This window comes from Kitasatospora sp. NPDC048662 (genome assembly GCF_055587065.1).
Window position 1 is genome coordinate 197,604 of the sequence record NZ_JBVJHA010000004.1, and the last position, 20,575, is coordinate 218,178.

General features: G+C 73.0%; 6 protein-coding genes. 3 read left to right on the forward strand and 3 right to left on the reverse strand.

What is annotated here, in order from left to right:
• Positions 1-7 precede the first annotated feature (7 nt).
• From ACZ6R9_RS14300 to ACZ6R9_RS14310, 3 genes are read right to left on the reverse strand one after another with little or no spacing between them, the layout of a single operon-like run.
• Positions 8-1,642: a phytoene desaturase family protein gene (locus ACZ6R9_RS14300; RefSeq protein WP_380478142.1), complete on the reverse strand. Its 1,635-nt coding sequence runs from the start codon at positions 1,640-1,642 to the stop codon at positions 8-10.
• Positions 1,629-10,910, reverse strand: coding sequence for a non-ribosomal peptide synthetase/type I polyketide synthase (locus ACZ6R9_RS14305; protein WP_465538377.1), 9,282 nt, complete (start codon positions 10,908-10,910; stop codon positions 1,629-1,631). The genes ACZ6R9_RS14300 and ACZ6R9_RS14305 overlap by 14 nt, the downstream gene beginning before the upstream one ends.
• A 60-nt stretch (positions 10,911-10,970) precedes the next feature.
• Positions 10,971-11,867 (reverse strand): sterol desaturase family protein, encoded by an 897-nt coding sequence (locus ACZ6R9_RS14310; RefSeq protein WP_380478140.1) that lies wholly within the window; start codon positions 11,865-11,867, stop codon positions 10,971-10,973.
• Between the two features lie 156 nt (positions 11,868-12,023).
• Between ACZ6R9_RS14310 and ACZ6R9_RS14315 the strand changes: the two genes are divergently transcribed.
• The 3 genes from ACZ6R9_RS14315 to ACZ6R9_RS14325 all read left to right on the forward strand — a co-directional run bounded on the left by ACZ6R9_RS14315 (position 12,024) and on the right by ACZ6R9_RS14325 (position 20,567).
• A complete protein-coding gene (locus tag ACZ6R9_RS14315; protein ID WP_465538378.1) occupies positions 12,024-13,187 on the forward strand; it encodes a cytochrome P450 in 1,164 nt (387 codons plus the stop codon).
• A gap of 143 nt (positions 13,188-13,330) precedes the next feature.
• A complete protein-coding gene (locus ACZ6R9_RS14320; protein ID WP_465538379.1) occupies positions 13,331-15,883 on the forward strand; it encodes a hypothetical protein in 2,553 nt (850 codons plus the stop codon).
• Positions 15,876-20,567 (forward strand): DUF6603 domain-containing protein, encoded by a 4,692-nt coding sequence (locus tag ACZ6R9_RS14325; protein ID WP_465538380.1) that lies wholly within the window; start codon positions 15,876-15,878, stop codon positions 20,565-20,567. The genes ACZ6R9_RS14320 and ACZ6R9_RS14325 overlap by 8 nt, the downstream gene beginning before the upstream one ends.
• Positions 20,568-20,575 lie beyond the last annotated feature (8 nt).

A 20,575-nucleotide genomic window follows, 5' to 3' on the forward strand; every position in this document is an offset into this window, starting at 1 on the left:
GCTTCCGTCATGCCGAGGCGCTCCAGCGGGCGAGTTGGGGCAGGTGTCCGAGCTGGCCGGGCTGCCAGGGGTCCTGGTTGTCGCTCTCCCAGGCCCGGAATTCCAGGCCGAGTTCCTCGCAGAGGAACTGGACGGCGAACCGGCCGCTGGAGGCGGCGCGGATCAGGCCGCCGAGGCTGGCCCAGTGGCCGGCCATGGAGAACCCGCTCAGCCCGGGCAGGCGCATCCGGTCCCGGTTGATCAGCTTGGTCACCAGGTCGTCGGCGCCGGAGAACGCCTTCCAGGCGAGGATGCTGCCGAAGCTGTTGCCGGTGTAGCGCTCCATGGTGGCCGGCGAGGCGACCTCGATCAGGTCGATGCGCCCGCCGATCCCCGGGTAGCGCCGCTCCAGGAAGCCCCGGACCACGTCGGCGGCCCGCTGCTTCTCCGCCCGGTACGCCCGGCGGTCCCGGCCGCGCAGCGACTTCCAGTGGTCGTAGTCGCTGAAGTAGGTGCAGTGGATCACCGACTTGCCCGGCGGGGCGAAGCCGTCCGAGTAGTGCGAGCGTTGCTGCACCACCAGGCCGCGCTGGAGTGCGCCGGGCAGTTCGGCGGCCTGTTCGGCGGGGAGCAGGTACGTGGTGCAGTGCGGGCCGCCGGCGTCGAGTTCGCCGTCGATGCCGAGGAAGACCGAGACCACGGCCGGGAACAGGGTGCCCGGTTGGTGCAGCACGTCCTGGTAGAGCCGGTCGATCCGCGGCCCGGTGTAACGGCCTTCCAGCAGGCGATAGATGGCGGTCCGGCCGTCGCAGGCCGCCACCACGTGGTCGGCGTAGTGCCGCCGGCCGCCGCGGAGTTCCACGCCGACCGCGCGCCCGTCCTCGACCAGGACGCGCTCGACCCGGGCGCGGTAGGCGATCTCGCCGCCGAGCGAGGTGTAGCGGTGCTCGACCGAACGCGCCAGGCCCAGCGAACCCCCCTGCGGGAAACCGGCGTTGAGGTTGCGGGCGGCGGCCATGCTGTACAGGTAGGGCAGCAGCGGGAAGCCGTCCGGGTCCTGGAACAGGATGTTGCGGAACGCCTGGCGCAGCAGCGGGTCCTGGAAGCGGTCGGCGAAGGTGTTGAGCGGGGTCGCCGCCGTCCGCCACAGCAGCCGGAACGACGGCAGCACCGTCCGCAGGGTGGCGAGCTTCTCCCGGGGCGTCATCAGGGCGGACGGTTTGAGGAAGGGGTGCAGGTCGAGCGCGGCGAAGCGCCGCAGGTCCCGGCAGAACGCGCGGATCGGCCGGGCGTCGGCGGGCGAGAGGTCGAGCAGGTGGCGCTCCAGCCGGTCGGGGTCGTTGTAGAAGCTCACCGCCCGCCCGTGCTCGTCGACCACCTGGTTGAACAGGTCGAAGTTGGTGACGGTCTTGCCGTCGAGGGCGCCGAGTTCCCGCCAGACGCGGTTCGCGTCGTTGCCCGGGGCGGTGCCGATCAGCCAGTCGATGCAGTAGTCGAACAGGTAGCCCTTGCGGGACCAGGCGGTGCAGCAGCCGCCCGGCAGGACGTGCTTCTCGAAGATCTGCGTCCGCATCCCGCTCATCCGGGCGTAGCAGCCGGTGGCGAGCCCGCCGACCCCGCCGCCGATGATGATGACCCGGGGTCCGTCCTCAGCCCGCGGCACCGGTCGCTCCTCCCGTGAGGATGTCGCGGGTCAGTTCCGCGTTGCGGGCGGCGAAGTCCTGGTCGAGCATCTCGGCGTGGCTGCCGAAGCCGCGGAACACCGTGGTCCGGGTGGTCGAACTGCCGTGCCAGGTGCCCTGGTTGCCGGCCGCGTAGAACGGGACCTTCTCCTGGTCGGAGATCACGCTGATCAGCGAGCGGACGGCGCCGAGGTTCGGGGTGCGGGCGCAGAAGTGCAGGTACTCCCGGGCCTGGCTCAGCGTCTCCTCGGCGACCACGTCCGAGCCGGTGTGCCGGTGCAGGTGCTCGCGCAGTTCCCGCTCGAACGCGTCGAGGTGCTCGTCCTCGAGGGCGAAGGAGTCGGTGATCCGGTAGGAGTCCACGATGAGCACGTGCGGCACCTCGTGGTGCCGGCGCTCCAGCTCCTTGGCCACCTCGAAGGCGAGGTTGCCGCCGAGCGAGTAGCCGAGCAGCGTGTACGGGCCCTGCTCGCGGAAGGACTCGATCAGGTCGGCGTAGCGCGCCACCTTGTCCTCGCCGGTCAGGAAGTTGAACGCGACGAACTGGTACTCCGTCAGGTGCGCCGCGAGCTGCCGGTACACCAGGCCGTGCCCACCGGCGGGCGGGAAGCAGAACACCGTCCCGTCGGCGGCCTCGCCGGGGTTGAAGCACAGGTACGGCTGGGCGCCGGCGATCCGGCCGGTGATGACGTGTTCCAGGGTCCGGGCCATGCCGCGCAGCGTGGTGGACTCGAACAGCAGGCTGACCGGGATGGAGACGTTGAACTCGGTCCGCAGGTGGTGGATCAGTTCGATCAGCTTGATCGAACTGCCGCCCGCCTCGAAGAAGTCGTGCTGCAGGCCGACCCGTTCCACGCCGAGCAGGGACTCCCAGTGCGCGGCCATCCGCACCTCGAACAGGGTGGCCGGCGGTTCGGGTTCGCTGTCGTCCGGGTCGAACCGGGGCGACGGCAGGGCGGCCGTGTCCACCTTTCCGTTCGGGGTGAGCGGCAGCACGGACAGCTCGGTGAGGTGCGAGGGCGTCATGTACGCGGGCAGCCGGTCGGCGAGCAGGCGGCGCAGCTCACGCTGGTCCGGCCGTGCCCCGGGCTCGGGGACGTAGTAGGCGCACAGCACTCCGCCGCCGTCGTCGACCTGGCGCACCGTCACGGCGCACTGGGCGATGCCGGGCAGCGCGGCCAGCTGGGTCTCGATCTCGCCGGGCTCGATGCGGTGGCCGCGCACCTTGACCTGGTTGTCGGCCCGGCCGAGCAGCCGCACGGTGCCGTCGGCCGCCCAGTGCGCCAGGTCGCCGGTGCGGTACAGCCGTACCGGCCGGCCGCCCGGGGTGCGCACGGTGAAGCGCTCGGCGGTCTGCTCCGGGTCGCCGACGTATCCGTCGGCGACGCCCGCGCCGCCGACCCAGAGTTCGCCCGTCACCCCGGGCGGCACCGGCTCGCCGTGCTCGTCCAGGACGTAGAGCGCGCTGTTCGGGAACGGCCGGCCGATCGGCACCATCCGGCCCGGTTCGAGGCCGTCCGCCGGGCCCTCGAACCAGGCACTGTCGATGGTCGCCTCGGTCAGCCCGTAGGAGTTGACCAGCCGGGTGCCGGGGCCGCACAGCGCGTGCAGGCGGCGGTGCTCCTCGACCTTCCAGGCGTCCGAGCCGACGATCAGCAGCCGCATGAAGTCCAGCCGGTGGCCCGCGCGTTCGCAGTGCGCCAGCAGGCCGCGGGCCACCGCCGGGACGAACTCGGCGCAGTCCACCCGTTCGTCCAGCATCGTCCGGTACAGCCGGGCGGTGTCGAACAGCAGGTCACGGTCGGCCAGGACCAGGTGGCCGCCCGAGCACAGGGCGCGCACCAGGTCGCCGGTGAAGACGTCGAAGGACTGGGCGGCCATCTGGAGGTGGACCCGGACCTCGCTGTCCAGCCGGTACTCGGCGCGCCAGCCGGCGTACACCGAAGCCAGACTGCGGTGGCTGACCCGCACCGCCTTGGGGCGGCCGGTGCTGCCGGAGGTGTAGATGACGTACGCGGGGGCGTCCAGTGCGACGGCGGGCTCGGGGGCCGGGCTCCCGGGCGCCCGGTCCAGCTCGTCGAGGGTCAGCATCCGCGGGGCGAGGCCGGCCAGTTCGGGCCGGGTGCGGTCGGTCAGCAGCAGCACGGCGCCGGCGTTCGACGTCATGTAGGCGAGCCGGTCCACCGGGTGCCCGGGGTCCAGCGGCAGGTAGGCGCCGCCGGCCCGGAGCACAGCCAGCAGGGCGACGATCTGCTCCGGCGACTTGTCCAGGCACAGGGCCACCACCGCACCGTCCCGGACGCCGAGTTCACGCAGCTGCCCGGCGGCCCGGCGGCTGCGGCGGTCGAGTTCGCCGTAGTCGAGCCGCCTGGCGGTGCCGTCCGGCGCCGGGAGGGTCACGGCGACGGCCTCGGGCCGCTCGGCGGCGACCCGGGCGATCAGCTCGTGCACCGGCACCTCGGCGGGCTCGGTGCGCCTCGCGCCGCTCCACCGGTCGAGCAGCCGTTCCCGCTCGGCGTCGTCGAGCAGCGGCAGCCGGTCGGCGGGCTGCCCGGCGGGGGCCCGGGTCAGCGCGTCCAGCAGGTTGCGGTAGTGCCCGGCCATCCGCTCCATCGTCGCGGGCTCGAACAGGTCGGTGTTGTACTTGAACACGCAGTGGTAGCAGCCGTCCGCCCGGTCCTGGTAGGCGGACAGCGTGATGTCGAACTGTCCTTCCTCCTCCGGGAGTTCGATGTAGTCCAGGTGGTAGCCGTACTTGTCGGTGGCCACCTTGTGGGTGAGCAGGATGAACATCGCCTGGAACACCGCCGAGCGGCTCGGGTCGCGCTGCAGCCCGAGCTGCTCGACCAGCAGGACGAACGGGTACTCCTGGTTGTCCAGCCCGCCCAGCACGGTCTCCCGGACCCGGCCCAGCAGCTCGGCCACCGACGGCCGGTCGGCCAGCGTGACGTGCAGCGGCAGCGGGTTGACGAAGTAGCCGTAGACCGAGCCGAACTCCTCGCGGGTGCGGCCGGTGACCGGGCTGCCCACGATGATGTCGTCCTGCCCGGAGTACCGGTGCAGCAGCAGGTAGTACGCGCTGAGCAGCACCATGAACACCGTGACGTCGTGCTCGCGGGCCAACTCCTGGACGCGGGAGCTGAGTTCCTCGTCCAGCCGGAAGAACTCGGACGCCCCGTTGTGGGTCTGCACGGACGGGCGCGGCTTGTCGGTGGGAAGGCCGAGCACCGGCGCCTCGGCCGGCAGGTGGCCGCGCCAGTAGTCCAGCATGGGCTTCGCCTCCGGCCCCGCGAGCAGCCGGTTCTGCCAGTTGAGGAAGTCCAGGTAGCGCGCGGGCACCGGCGGCAGCTCGACCGGGCGGCCGTGCCGCCGCCCCTCGTACAGGGTGAAGAGCTCGTCGATGAAGGTGAAGGTCGAGATCGCGTCGGAGACGATGTGGTGCACCGCCTTCATGATCACCCAGCGGTCCGGGCCGCGCTTGAACAGCCGCAGCCGCACCAGCGGGTCCCGTTCGAGGTCGTACGGCTTGCGGTACTCGCGGACGATCATGTCGTGGATCTCGTCCCACTCCCGGTCCTGCACGTCGAACAGGCCGGTGTCCGGACGGGCCTCGGGGGAGATCAGCTGGACGGCCCGGCCCTCCTCCAGCACGAAGTTGGCCCGCAGGCACGGATGCCGCTCCAGCAGCACCCCGAAGGCCTCGAACATCAGCTCCGGGTCGAGCTCGGTGCGGATCTCCACCGCACCGCCGATGTTGTAGGCGAAGGCGTCCGGGTTGAGGTGCTTGAGGAACCACAGGGCCTTCTGGTTGTGCGTCAGCGGATACCGGTGCTCGTCGGTGTGCACCTCCACCTCCGCCTCCGGCACGGGCCCGTCGGCCGCCGCGGACTCCAGCAGCCCGGTGTACAGCCGCTCGACCAGCTCGTCGAACGGGTCGCCGCTCAGCAGCGTCACCACCGGCAGCGCGACGCCCAGCTCGGCGTGGACGCGGGCGCGCAGCTCCATCGCCAGCAGCGAGTCCAGACCGAGGCTGTTCAGGCCCGCCGCCGGATCGATCCGCTCCGGCTTCGCCCGCAGCACGTTCGCCACCAGCTCGGTGAAACGCTCGGCCACCAACTGCCGCCGCACCCCGGCGTCCGCGGCCCGGAAAGCGGCCGGGAACCCGCCCGCCGGGGCGGCCTGCGGGACGTCGGCGGCGGCCGCCAGCTCCGCCACCAGCGCCGGCGGCGAGGCGTACCACGCCTGGAACACCGGCCAGTCGACGACCGTGGCCACCAGCAGCTGCGCCCGGTCCTGCCCGACCACCCGCTCCAGCACGGCCATGCCCGCCGCCGGTGGCAGCGAACTCATCCCGCGCGCATCACGGTAGTGGCCCACCAGCCCCAGTTCCTCGATCATGCCCGTCGCCCACGGACCCCAGTCGATGCTCAGCGCGGGCAGCCCGCGGGCCCGGCGGTGGTGGGCCAGCGCGTCCAGGAAGGCGTTGCCCGCCGCGTAGTTGGTCTGCCCGGCGGTGGTCAGCACGGAGGCGATGGAGGCGAACAGGACGAAGTGGTCCAGCGGTTCGTCACGCAGCTGCCGGTGCAGGATGTGCGCGCCGACCACCTTCGGCTCCCAGGCGGCGTCGAACACCTCCCGGTCCAGCTCGGGCACCAGCGCGTCCCAGACCTGCCCCGCGAGGTGGAAGACGCCCCGCACCGGCGGGAGTTGACGGCGCCGGTAGTCCGCCAGCCAATCGGCCAGCGCGGCCTCGTCGGTCACGTCCAGCGGCACCGGGACGGGGTGCGCCCCCAGCGCCTCCAACTCCCGCAGGAACGCCACCCGCCTGCCCGCCGGGCTGTGCGGGTCGAGCCCGGCCCACTGCTCGCGAGCGGGCAGCGCGGTGCGGCCGACCAGGATCAGCCGCCGCGCGCCGCGCCGGACGAGCGTCCGGCAGAGCAACTGCCCGAGGGCGCCGAACGCGCCCGTCACCAGGTAGCTGCCGTCGGCGCGCAGCCGCAGCGGCAGCGGCCGGGTGAGCCCGGCGGGCCGGCGCAGCCGGCAGGTGGCGCGCCGCTCGCCGCGCAGCGCGATCTCCTCCACGTCGGCGACCGCCAGCTCCCGCAGCAGCGCCGCCGCCTCCTCACGGGGCTCGGCCGCCGCCCCCAGGTCGATCAACTTGCCGCGCTGCGCCACGAGTTCCTGCTGCCACAGCACCCGCCCGATGCCCCAGGCGGGCGCGCCCAGCGGCTCCACCGGATCGCCCTCGGCCACCGCCTGGGCGCCCCGGGTGACGATGTGCAGCCGCCCGCCGGGCCGGGCGGACGGCAGCACCTGGGCGAGCGTGATCAGCGACCAGCCGCCGAGGGTGCCGCAGTGCGCCAACTGTTCCCGGCCCACCGCGTCGATCGACGGCAGGTCCAGGTTCCACAGGTGCAGCACGGTGTCGAAGCCGCCGTCGAGGTCGGCGAACAGCTCGCGCAGGTCGGCGGCGGAGCCGGGCCGGACGGTCGAACTGTCGCCGCCGTGCCGGTACTCCGCGCCCGGGCGCACCAGGTGGCAGGCGCCGCCGCGCTCGCGCAGCTGCGCGGCGAGCTCCTCGGCGAGGCCGTGCGCGTCGGCGAACACCAGCAGCCGTTGCGGCGGCGGCGCGTCGGCGCTCTCCAACGGCTGGTCGATCCAGACCGGTTCGGCCAGCCAGCCGTCGATGGCGGCCAGGCCCGCGGAGGCCGAGGCGCCCTCGACGCCCGCCGCCCGGAACCCGGTGACCCGGCCGAGCGGGTTCCCGTCCTCGGCGTACAGGGCGAGGTCACCGATCAGCTCGTCCGCGCTCTCCCGGGTGACGGTCGCGTGCACCCAGAAGGGCCGGTGGCCGACCTGGTCGAGGCTCACCTCCCCGATCGACAGCGGCAGCCGGATGCCGCTCTCCTGGCGGTCCCCGTCGAGGAGTTGCGGCGTCAGCAGGGCCTGGAAGCAGGCGTCCAGCAGGGTCGGGTGGACGTGCGCGGCGTCGGCGTCCGCCGGGCGCGGCTCGGCGGGGCAGATCCGCGCCAGCGCCTCCCCGGGGCCGATCCAGACCTCCTCGATGCGCTGGAACGCCGGGCCGTACCGGTAGCCCAGGTCGGCGAGCTCCCGGTAGCAGCCGGAGCGGTCGAGCCGCCGGGCGGCGCGTTCCCGGAGCGCCGACAGATCCGGCGCGGCGGCGGGCCCGCGGCGCTGATCGGTGCGGACCACGCCGGTCGCGTGGATGGTGCGCTCGGCGCCGACGGAGGCGACGGAGAAGCTCACGCCGTCGGAGTCGAAGCCCAGTTGGACGGTCGGCGGCAGGGACTCGGAGAGGAACAGCGCCTTGGGCAGCTCGATGTCCGCCAGCACCGCCCGGTCGGCGCCGGTCAGCACCCGCACCGCCTGCGTGGCCATCTCCAGGTAGCCGGCGGCCGGGAACACCGCGGCGTCCTCGATCCGGTGGTCGGCCAGGTAGGGCAGCCGCTCCAGGTCGAGCTGGACCTCCCAGGTCGGCCGGATGTTCGCGGTGCGCCGGCCCAGCAGCGGATGGTCGAGCCGTCCGAGCCGGATCTGTTCGACCGGCGCCGGCTCCACCCAGTACCGGTCCCGCTTCCAGGGGTAGCCCGGCAGCGGCACCGGGCGGCCGCCCGGCTGCAGCGCCTCCCAGTCCAACTCGACGCCCAGGTTGTGCAGTTCGGCCAGCGACCTGGCGAAACGTTCCGGCTCGTCCTCCTCCCGGCGGATCGAGGGCACCGTCCAGCCCGTTGCCTCCCGGCCGTCCAGGCACTCGCGGATCGCGTGGCCGAGGACGGGGTGCGGGCCGATCTCGAGGAACACCTGGTGGCCGTCCTCGGCCAGCAGGTCCACGGCGGAGCGGAACCGGACCGGCTCGCGGACGTTCTGCCACCAGTAGTCGGCGTCCAGTTCGGTGCCGTGGGCGCGCCCCTCACGGGCCGTCAGGTACAGCGGAACCTCGGCCGGGCGCGGCTTCAGATCGGCCAGCGCGGCGAGCAGCTCGTCCCGGATCGGGTCCATCCGCACGCTGTGGTACGGCACTTGGACCGGCAGGAAGCGGGCGAAGACCTGCTCCCGCTCCAGCTCGGCGGCCAGCTGCCCGAGGGCGTCGAGGTCTCCGGAGAGGGTGACGGAGGACGGGCTGTTGACGGCGGCCACCGACACCCGGTCCTGGCAGGCCCGGATCCGGCGGGCGGCCTCCGCCTCGGTCAGGCCGACGGCGAGCATCCCGCCCGTCCCGGCCAGGCGGTGCTGGAGCCGGCTGCGGTGCAGCATCACCCGGACCGCTTCGGCGAGTTCGTGGACCCCGGCCTCGTGGAAGGCGGCGGCCTCACCGGTGGAGTGCCCGACGATCGCGTCCGGGCGCACCCCGTAGCTGCGCCAGAGCGCGGCCAGGCCGAGCTGCACGGCGAAGTTGGCGGGCTGAGCGAGCCAGGTCTCGGCCATCCTCGATTCGGCCTCGCCGCGCGCGAGTTCGTCCAGCAGCGACCAGCCGGCCTGGCGGCGGATCTCGGCGTCGCACCGCTCGACCGTCTCGCGGTACACCGGCTCGGTCTCGAACAGGCCCCGGCCCATGCCCCACCACTGCGGGCCCATCCCGGTGAACACCCACACCAGCCGGCGCTGGGCGCGCTCCAGCCGCCGGCCGGTCAGTACCCGGGGGTGCGGCTCGCCGCGCTGGTGGGCGGCGAGCGCCTCGTCCAGCGACTCCCCGGACTCCGGCCGGTACACCACCGACAGCCGGTGCTCGTGGTGCTCGCGGCGCCGCGCCAGGGTGTGGCCGAGGTCGGCGGGCGCCACCGGAGGGCCGTCCGCGCCGGCGAGTTCCTGCCGGATCCCGGCGACCAGCTCGGGCAGCCCGGCCGGGTCCCGGGTGCTCAACGGCAGGACGCTCCAGGCCGGTTGGCGCGCGGCCGGGGCGGCGGCCGGGCGCACCGGCGCCTCCTCCAGCAGCACATGGGCGTTGGTGCCGCCGAAGCCGAAGGAGTTCACGCCCGCCCGGGCCGGGCCCTCGTGCGCGGGCCAGTCCACCGCCCGGGTCGGGACCTCGAACGGCAGCGCGGCCCAGTCGATCGCGTCGGTGGGCCGCTCCAGGTTGATGTGCGGCGGGATTCGGCGGTGCTTCAGCGCCAGCACCGTCTTGACCAGCCCGGCGATGCCGGCGGCCGCCTCGGTGTGCCCGATGTTGGTCTTCACCGAGCCGACGTAGCACCGGGCGCCCGGCTCCCGGCCCTCGGCGAGGACCCGTCCCAGCGCCTGTGCCTCGATCGGGTCGCCGACCGGGGTGGAGGTGCCGTGCGCCTCCACGTACTGCAGGCTGCCCGGGGCGATGCCCGCCTCGGCGCAGACCCGGCGGACCAGGGTGACCTGGGCGTCCGGGTTGGGCACCGTGATGCCGTCGGTGCGGCCGTCCTGGTTGACGCCGCTGCCGAGCACCACCGCGTGGATCGGGTCGCCGTCGCGCAGCGCGTCCGAGAGGCGTTTGAGCGCCACCACGCCGACGCCCTCGGCCCGGACGTAGCCGTCGGCCGTCGCGTCGAAGGCGCGCGAGCGGCCCTCGGCGGACAGGAAGCCGCCCTTGGTCTCGGCGATGGTGTACTGCGGTGCCAGGTGCAGCAGGGTTCCGCCGGCCAGGGCGAGATCGGTCTCGCCGCGCAACAGGCTCTGCCGGGCCAGGTGCAGCGCCACCAGCGAGGAGCTGCAGGCGGTGTCGATCGAGACGCTGGGGCCGCGGAAGTCGAAGCAGTGCGAGATGCGGTTCGACACCATGGTCATCATGGTGCCGGTCGCGGTGTGCGCGGCCAGGGTGTCGAAGCCGAGGTCGGCGAACTGGAGGATCTTGTAGTCGAGGGTGAACGCGCCGACGTACACGCCGACTTCGGTTCCGGCGAGCCGGCTCGGCAGCTGGCCGCCGTCCTCCAGGGCCTCCCAGGCCACCTCCAGCAGCTTGCGCTGCTGCGGGTCCATGTGTTCGGCCTCGCGCGGGCTGATGCCGAAGAACTCGGGGTCGAACTCGTCGATGCCGTCGATGTAGCCGCCGCGCGCGCCGATCAGGCGGCCCGGCTTGGCCCGGTCCCGGCTGGCCAGGGTGGTGGTGTCGTAGCGGTCGGCCGGGGTCGGCACGATGCAGTCCCGGCCCTCGATCAGGTTGCGCCAGAAGCTTCGGTGGTCGCGGACTCCGCCGGGAAACCGGCAGCCGATGCCGATGATCGCGATCCGGTCCTGGGGTTGGTCGGTCGAGTCCGTCATGATCCAATCCGTGTCTCGTGGCGCCCCTGCAGGGGACGGGTGGGGGGTGGCAGGACCGGGTCAGCTGGAGGATCCGGTGGTGGCGTCGGGAGCGGGGCGCCAGGGGTGCAGCAGGCTGGCGAGCACGCTGGTGGTGGGCGGGAAACTGGCGGGGTCGTGCAGTCCGACCGCCACCGGGCGGCGCCCCGGCCGCCAGGTGAAGCTGCCGAACAGGTGGTCCCAGATCGCGAGGTCCGCGCCGAAGTGCCCGGACTCGGCCAACTCGGTGCTGTGGTGCAGCCGGTGCTGTTCCGGGCTGCCCAGTACGTGGTTCAGCCGGCCGATTCGGACATCGATGTTCGCGTGGACGAAATATCCCTGGGCGACGACGAACAGGGAGGTGCAGAAAACGGATTCCCGGGAGAAACCGAGCCAGGCCAGCGCGAGTTGCACGACCGCCTGCCCGAGCAGGACGTCGAGCAGGTGATTGACGCCGTTGTTGGTGACGTTCACCTTGTCCAGCCCGTGGTGGACGCCGTGCAGCCGCCACAGCCACGGCTGGTGGTGCGACCATCGGTGAAAGAGGTATTTCGCCAGCGAACCGGTGAGCAGGGCGAGCGGGATCTCCGCCCGGAGCGGAAGGGCCGGATGCGGCGGCGCCAGCCGGGCGACCAGCGCCGCGACCAGCAGCTGGCCGAGCGCCCCGCCCACCATCGTCAGGACGAAGTAGACGCCGTAGCACCGGAGTTCACGCGCGCCGGGGTGCCAGTCCCGCCGGTAGGGGATGAGCCGTTCGAGGGCCCAGAGGTAGCTGATGGTGCCGACCTGGAACAGGGCGAGGACGCGGCCGATGTCCCAGTGTTCGTGGAGGGTCGCCGTGGCCCAGGCGGGTACGGTGCACAGCAGGACCGGATAGGAGGCGTACCGCAGAACGGTGCGAAATCCGGCCGCCGGACCAAAGGATCTTTCCCGGTTCAACGGCCCTCCAGATGAATCGTCACCGAACTGAACGGGATTCGATGCTAACCGCAGGGCGGGCGGTCGCTGCGGAACCGACGTGGCACGGCTGAAGAAAAGCTGACGATCCATCAGCTAGCGTAATCGGAAAATTCCGGTCGCCCACGTGGAGGTGCCATGCCCGGCCCGATCGCCCAACTTCCGCCGCTGCACGCCCTGGACCTTCCCGAGCCGGCCCCGCCGCGGTCGGCCACCCTGCGGGACGGCTCGGCGGCCTGGGTGGTGACCAGGTACCACGAGGTGCGGCAGGTGCTGACCGACCCGCGGTTCGTCCGCGACCTGGAGCCCGGGGGCGGTGGCGCGCTCAACGTGTCCACCGATCCGGCGTCGCTCTACAACCAGAACGGATCCGGCCACCAGCGGCTGCGGCGCACCGCGCAGGGCGCGTTCACGCCCCGGGCCGTCGCCCACTGGCGGCCCTGGGTGGAGGCGGAGGCCGAGCTGCTGCTGGACGGCCTGGTGGCGGCCGGACCGCCGGCCGACCTGGTCGCCGATCTCACCTCCGTCCTGCCGTTCGCCGTGGCGGAGCGGCTGCTGGGGGTGGACGGCCTGGAGCCCGGGTGGTTGCAGCGGTGGGCCGCCTGTGTGACCGTCGACGCCTCCGACTCGGAGGGCCAAGTGGCCTCCGAGCAGCGGGAGTTCGCGCGGTTCGCGGCCGAGCTGCTGGCCGGGCGGCGGGGCCGGCCGGGGGAGGACCTGGCGAGCCGGCTGGTGCAGGCCGCCGACCGGCTCGGCGGCATTCCCGAGGAGCAGCTGACGTACCTGCTCGGCGGTCTGGTGGCCAGCGGCAGCGACAGCGTCGCGGGCACCCTCGCCAACGCCCTGCTGTACCTGTTGGGGGAGCGGCCCGAGAGCTGGCCCCGGCTCGCGGAGGCGGAGCGGGCGCGGCTGGCCACCGAGTGGCTGCTGCACCACATCCCGCTGGGCGACGACGAGTTCACCACCCGTCGGGCGGTGGAGGCCGTCGAGGTCGGCGACGTGCGGATCCCGGGCGGCGCGACGGTCGCGGTCTGCCTGGGCAGCGCCAACCGGGACCCGGCGGTGTTCCCGGACGGCCTGTCCGGGGACCTGTTCGCGCCGCTGCCCGCACCCACCCTGGCCTTCGGCGCGGGCCCGCACCACTGCCTGGGCACCTGGCTGGCGCGCACCCAGCTCCAGGTCGTCCTGCAGCGGCTCGCCGCCCGGCTCCCCGGCCTGCGGCTTGCCGGGCCGGGCGCGGCCGTCGAGTGGCGCCTGGGCAGCACCACCCGCAGCCCGCGCGTCCTGCGGGTGGAGTGGTAGGCCGGGCGTCAACTCCCTTGTGTGGGACATGATCTGACGATCGGTCGGGCGAGTGACCCCTTTCGAGGCATTGACGCCGCGTTCGTGTCGAATTTCCCCGCGCCGGTCAGTACGGTTGCGAAGCATTGGACAGGAGGTCCCCCGTGGCCGACCCCACCCCCGACCTGTTGATCTTCCCGCACAGCGACCTGCACCTGGCGCTGAGCGGAACGCCGCCGCTCACCCTCACGCTGGCCACCCGCCAGGTGGCGGTGCCCGCGACGAACGGATTCGTGCTCACCCCGGTCCCGCCCGGCCAGGTCACGGTCGACTTCTTCGCCCCGTTCAACGACAAGGGCCACCGGTTCGAGGGCCTGCCCACGTACAACAGCACGACCGGGCAGGTCACCGCCACCACCCCCGGGGTCTTCCTGTTCCAGGCCCACACCGCCGACCAGTACGTCGTCGGCCGGCTCCAGGTCCACCGGTCGGTGGTCGGCTGGTGGTTCGGCAACGACTCGATCACCACCGCGCTCGACACCACCGTGGCGCACGCCCAGCCGTCGCTGTACGCGAAGTTCAGCGACGACGCCGGCGCCGGGACGGACCTGATCGGCGACATCACCGGCCACGGGTACGTCCAGCTGGTACCGGCCGACGCCCGGCATCTCGCCGTGTCGCCCACCGGCCGCCTGCGGGGCGTGCTGCCCACCCAGCCGGGCACCCCGTGGGTGCTGTCCGGGCTGTTCCCCGGCCTGGGCGGCGCACAGCTGCTGAACGTGTGGGTGGTCGACTACGGCGCCGACCACGCGCTGACCTGGGAGCTGGGCGGCGGCGACCCGGCGGCCCTCGCCGACAAGCACAACGTGCTGTTCCTCGCCGAGGGGTTCCGCGAACAGGACCGCCCGAAGTTCGACGAGCTCGTCACCCGGGCCATCCACGAGATGTTCGAGAAGCCCGCGCACGAGCCGTACAGCATGCTGCGCACCAGCTTCAACGCCTTCAAGTCCTTCACCGCCTCCCAGCAGCACACCGTCACCTGCGGCTTCCGGGTCGCGGCCGGCGAGGAACGGACCGAGGCCGGCCAGGCGAAGGGCACCGGCTTCCCGATCCCGACCAACCAGATCGGCGGAGGCAACCTCTACAGCCTGGAGGAGCTGGTCCGCCTGGTCGGGCTGCCCATGCGCGGGGACCAGCGGACCGGCCTGGTGGCGAAATGGCAGGCGCAGGACCTCGTCTTCGACCCGAAGAAGATCGACGACGACCTCGTCAAGGCCTGGAAGCTGCACCAGTCGGTCGGGTACCTGCACGCCCGCGACACCTTCTTCGGCCTCCGCCTGGGCCCCCGGTTCGCGGACCGGCTCTCGGGCTTCGGCCCGGTGGCCAGGCCCGCCGCCGACGCCGTCAAGGACCCGGCGGTCCAGGCCTTCGTCGCCCGGGTGTACGAGTTCTACCGGAACAGGCCGACCCGGAACCTGACCCTCGACCCGCGCCGGCACCCGCCCGAGCTGTACATGGACCCCACCGAGCTCAACCCGGCCACCACGCTGATGCGTTACGTCGGCAGCCTGAAGATCACCGGCTCCACGGCCGCCGTCGGCGCCGTGTGGCAGCCCGACGACCAGCACTTCCAGCCCAGCCGGGGCCTGATCGCCCTGATCGTCAACGACAGCGTGGACGGCGGCACCAACTTCAACGTCCGGACGGTGACCGCCCAGACCGTCAACACCGAACAGGGCGTCGCGTACGTCTACGCCAACGCCACGGACAAGCGGGAACAGCGCCGCGACCCGGTCGCCGACATCCCGGTGAACTTCGCCGAAGTCATCGACACCATCGCCCACGAGTTCGGCCACAGCTTCAACCTGCTCGACGAGTACGAGGAGTTCCGCGGCGACGGCGGGCCCGACGAGGAACGACCCGAGGACCTGATCGGGGACAACGTGTCCAGGCTCGGCTTCCTGCGGGTCGCCGCGGCCCCGGACCGGCGCATCGACCCGGCGAAGGTCAAGTGGTTCCAACTGCCCCGGATCGGCACCGCCGCGGTCCTGCTGGCCGACTCGGTGAACGTGACCAGCCCCGTCCAGGGCCTCAAGCTCACCATCGGCAGCCGGAACACGGCGGAGTGGCAGCAGGCCAAGACCCTCCTGTCCGAGGTGCGGGTGCGCAACTTCGGCATCGCGCCGGGCGGCCGACAGCTCCCGCTGGACACCGACCCCGCGCACTACCTGGAAGGGCTGATCGTCGGTCAGGTGCTGCCCGGCGAGGGCGCGATCATCCTCACCCGGGCGGGCAGCGCCCCGTTCCCGACCTTCGCGAAGGGCTCGATCGTCTTCGTCCCGCTGAAGGACAAGCAGCACCAGCCGCTCCAGGTGGTGGAACCGGAGGTGCTGAGGTTCCTCCAGCTCAACCAGAGCCCGCTCAACCAGGATCCGAACCACGAGGACACCAACCCCAAGGAGGACACCCCGGTCGACATCCCGGACTTCAGCCCGCCCTGCAAGGGCGCCCGGACGATCGGGATCTTCGAGGGCGGCGCCACCTTCGCGGGCGCCCACTACCGGCCCACCGGCCGCTGCAAGATGCGCCAGGACGAGACCGACTTCTGCCACGTCTGCGCCTGGCTGATCGTCAACCGGGTCGACCCGACCTTCCACGCGCTCCTCGACCGGAAGTTCTACCCGGAGTCCAAGGCGGAGAAGAGGAAGCATGAGTGAGCCGGGCACCTTCGAACGGATCCTGGCGGAGATCGGCCAGGCGCTGCTGCCACTGCGCGACGGCCTGGCCACCCCCGCCGCGTTCATCGGACTGCTGCGCCGCCTCGGCTGGACGGTCACCGCGATCCCGCAGCCGTTCGTCGACCTCCGGGCCGCCGTCGAGACGCTCTACGACAGCCTGCACTCGCTGCTCGGCGACGGCGGGCTGAACGTCGACGGCACGGTCGGCGACGGCGGGGCCTCCGCGGCGGTGTCGTTCTCCCCGGACGACGTCAAGCGGGCCCTCGGCGCCGTCCAGGCACTCATCAAGGGCATCCACGCGATCGCGGACGCGCCCGCCTCGGCCATCCCCGACACGCTCCGCGCGGACGGCTTCCTCACGCTCTTCCCCGGCCAGCTGCTCGACCACCTGATCGTCAGCTACCTGCAGCGCTACCACCCCAACCTCGGCTTCGCGCTGCGCGGCCTCGGCGTGGTCAAGTCCGCCTACGCGCCGCCCACCGGGAACCGGCCGCCCCACCAACACCTCGCGCTCGACCTCGGCGACCTGCCGCGGACGCTCGCCGACCCGGCGCAGGTGCTGAAGGACGCCTTCGGCTGGGGCACCGCGAACTTCGACCAGCCGGAGCTGCTCAACCAGCTCGACAACCTGCTGCGCAGCATCGGCGCCAACGTCCAGGGCCAGCGGGTCGTGCCGTCCACCGCGCTGGCCGTCCAGGGCGCGACGCCGGACCCGTTCGGGCCGCGGACCAGGGCGCTGGCCGCCGTGCTGTTCCAGCGCGTCCAGCCCTCGGCCGAGATGGCCGCCGCGATTCGGCTGCTGCCGCTGCCCGCCACCGCCGACGGGGCCCCGCCCGGGCTGGCGCTGCTGCCCTCGTTCACCGGGACGCAGGGCTTCCGGTTCGAGCTCGGGCCGGACATCGCCGTCACCATCCGCGGCGACCTCGACCTGCAGGGCGGCGTGGCGCTGCTGGTGCGGCCCGGCCGGGGCATCGACATGGTGCTGGGCTTCGAGTCCTCCTCCGCGCCGGTGCACGCCAAGGGCTCGATCGACGTCCAGGTGGACCGGTCCGGCCCGGCCGACCAGCCGCGCATCCTGTTCGGCCAGGCCGACGGCACGCGGCTCCAGCTGAGCCGGATCTCCGGCGCGGGCGGGGTGCGGCTGGTCGGGGACGCCGTCGACTTCTTCGCCGAATTCGGCCTGGAGGGGCTGGAGTTCGTCTTCTCCCCGGCCGGTGCGGACGGCTTCGTCGGCGCCGTGCTGCCCGCCGGCGGGTTCACCCTCGGCACCGATCTGACGGTCGGTCTCTCCTACCGGCAGGGCTTCTACTTCCGCGGCACCTCCAACCTGGAGCTCCAGCTCCCGGCGCACCTGGAGCTCGGCCCGCTGGAGATCCAGGGCCTGACCATCTCCGTCGCGCCCGGACCGGACGGGCTGCCGATCGGCCTCGGCGCGTCCTTCCGCGCCCAACTCGGCCCCGTCACCGCCGTGGTGGAGCAGATCGGGCTCAACGCCGAGGTGGCCTTCCGCTCCGGCGGGGACGGCAACCTCGGCCCCGTCGATCTCACCTTCGGCTTCAAACCGCCCAAGGGCGTGGGTCTGTCGGTGGACGCGGGGGCGGTCAAGGGCGGCGGGTTCCTGTCCTTCGATCCCGACCGCGGCGAGTACGCGGGCGCCCTCGACCTGGACTTCGCCGGACTGGTCGAGCTCAAGGCGATCGGCCTGATCAGCACCCGGATGCCCGACGGCAGCAGCGGCTTCTCGCTGCTGATCGTGATCACCACCGACTTCGGCTCCACCGGTATCCAACTCGGCTACGGATTCACGCTGTTGGCGGTCGGCGGCCTGATCGGGCTGAACCGGGCGATGAACCTGCAGGCCCTGGCGGAGGGCGTGCGGACCGGCTCGGTCGAATCGGTGATGTTCCCCAAGGACGTCATCGCCAACGCCCCCCGGATCCTCTCCGACCTGCGCCGCTTCTTCCCGCCCGAGCAGGGCCGGTTCCTGATCGGGCCGATGGCCAGGATCGGCTGGGGGACACCCACGCTGGTCAGCGTCTCGCTCGGCGTGGTCATCGAGATCCCGCCCGGGGACATCGCCATCCTCGGCGTGCTCCAGTGCCTGCTGCCCAGCAAGGACCTGCCGCTGCTGGCGCTCCAGGTGAACTTCGTGGGCGCGCTGGAGGTCGACAAATCGAGGCTCTGGTTCTTCGCCGAACTCTTCGACTCGCATGTACTGACCATGACCATCGACGGCGGGATGGGCCTGCTGGTCGCCTGGGGCGACGCGCCGGACTTCGTGCTGACGGTCGGCGGCTTCCACCCGTCCTTCAAGCCGCCGCCGCTGCCGTTCCCGGTGCCCAAGCGGCTCTCCGTGGACATCCTCAACCGGCCCGGCCAACTGATCCGGGTCTCCGGCTACTTCGCCGTCACCAGCAACACCGTGCAGTTCGGCGCGGCCGCCGAACTCCGGCTGGGCTTCGGCGGGTTCGGCATCGAGGGGCACCTCTCCTTCGACGCGCTGTTCCGCTTCTCGCCGTTCGCGTTCACCATCCGGATCTCCGCCGGGGTCACCCTGAAGGCCTTCGGCGTCGGCGTGTTCGGCATCGACCTGAACTTCGCGCTGGAGGGCCCCGCGCCCTGGCGGGCGCACGGCCGCGGCTCCATCTCGCTGCTGTTCTTCGAGATCTCCGCCGACTTCGACATCACCTGGGGCGAGGAACACAACACCACCCTGCCCCCGGTGGCCGTACTCCCGCTGCTGGCAGGCGAGTTCGGCAAGATCGAGAGCTGGCAGACCCAACTGCCCTCGGGCGGCTTCAACCCGCTGGTCACCCTTCGGCAGCTGCCCCCCACCGACCAGCTGGTGCTGCACCCGCTCGGCACCCTGTTCGTCCGTCAGCGAGCGGTCCCGCTGGATGTCCGGCTGGACCGGATCGGTGCCCAACGGCCCAGCGACGGGCGGCGGTTCGGCATCGCGCCCGCCCCCGACAGCGGCCTCGCCAGGGTGTCCGTCACCGGCGACAGGTTCGCGATGGCGCAGTTCCAGGACCTGGACGACGCCGCCAAGCTCTCCCGCCCCGCGTACGAGACCCAGGACGCCGGACTGGAGCTGACCGCAGCCGCCGGCACCCTGCTCTCGCCGCGGGTGGTGCGCCGCAGCGCCCGGTACGAACTGCACATCATCGACAGCGGCGCGCCCGCGACGGCCGCCGCCGCACGCCGGGTGGTCCCGATGGCGGCCCGCTCCGCCGTCGCCGCGCCGAAACGCTTCCACGACGTCAGCCCCGCGATCTTCGGCCAACTGCTCCAGGGCAGCAGCACCAGCCGCTCGCCGATCTCGCAGCGGGAAGCCCAGCTGCGCCAGCCGTTCGCGGCCGAGCAGACCGTGCGGCTCACCGACCGGCGCTTCGTGGTCGCGAACCTCCGCAACAACGTCCAGGCGCACCCGCCCGCCGGGGGCGTCGGCGGGACCTTCCGCAGCCGGGCCACCGCCGAGGACGCGCTCGCCGACTGGATCGGGCGGGACGGGGCGCTGGCGGGCCGGCTGCACGTCATCCCGGAGGAGGAGGCCGTCGGGTCGCCCGCCGCGCCGGGTGCGTGGAGTGCGGTCGGAGGGCTGCCGGTGCCCGCCGGGGAGGTCGAGGCGGTTCGGCTGGCCAACGGGAAGGTGCTGGTGGCCGGGGGAGCGGATGCCGCGGCGGCGGCGCAGGGCTCGGTGGCCCTGTTCGACCCGGTGGCCGGTGCCTGGACGGCCGCGCCCGCGCTGGCGACCGCCCGCTCCGGGCACAGCACGAGCAGGCTCGGCGACGGCCGGGTGGTGGTCGCGGGCGGCCTCGGCGCCGCGGGCGCTCTCGCCTCGGCGGAGGTCTACGACCCGGCGCCGGGCACCTGGTCGTCCACCGCCGCGCTCGCCACCGCCCGCCACGGGCACGCCGCCACCACGCTGGGCGACGGCCGACTGCTGGTCACCGGCGGCACCGGCGCCGACGGCCGGGCGCTGGCGACCGTCGAACTGCTGGACCCGGCCACCCTCACCTGGTCCGCCACCGGCCCCGCGATGACCGACGCCCGCACCGGGCACCGGGCCGTCCTGCTGGCGGGCGGCAAGGTCCTGGTGGTCGGCGGCGCGCTGCCCACCGGCGGACCGGACGCCGCCCTCGCCCACTGCGAGCTGTACGACCCGACCACCGGCAGCTGGACACCGACCGGCAGCCTGCTGACCGCCCGCAAGGGCCACCAGGCCACGCTGCTGCCCGACGGCCGGGTGCTGGTCACCGGCGGCGACGCGACGGCCCCGGCAGGCGGTTACGACCCGCGCAGCCTCGCCACCGCCGAGGTCTGGGACCCGGCCACCGGCACCTGGACCGCCCTCGGCCCGATGCCGGGCGGCGGCCGCCGCGGACACCGCTGCCTGGCCCTGCGCTCCGGCCTGGTCCTGCTCCTCGGCGGCACGGGAGGGCCGGCCTTCGAGACGGGCTTCCGCCAGGTGGCCGTCCTCGACCCCGCCCTCGGCAGCTGGACGCTCACCGGCGGGCTCGGCACCGGCCGCTTCGGCTTCGCGGTCGCGGAACTGACGGACGGCCGGGTGCTGGTGGCCGGCGGCACCGCGCGGGCCGGCGCGGCGGCACCCGGGCCGGAGCCGGTCGAGCTCGCCGTCACCGCCGAGGTGTACGTCCCCTGATGACGGAG

What these genes read in the sequence shown, in the direction of transcription:
- ACZ6R9_RS14305 (WP_465538377.1), bottom strand. Translation starts at nt 10,910, where the DNA reads ATGACGGACTCGACCGACCAACCCCAGGACCGGATCGCGATCATCGGC.
- ACZ6R9_RS14315 (WP_465538378.1), top strand. Translation starts at nt 12,024, where the DNA reads ATGCCCGGCCCGATCGCCCAACTTCCGCCGCTGCACGCCCTGGACCTT.
- ACZ6R9_RS14325 (WP_465538380.1), top strand. Translation starts at nt 15,876, where the DNA reads ATGAGTGAGCCGGGCACCTTCGAACGGATCCTGGCGGAGATCGGCCAG.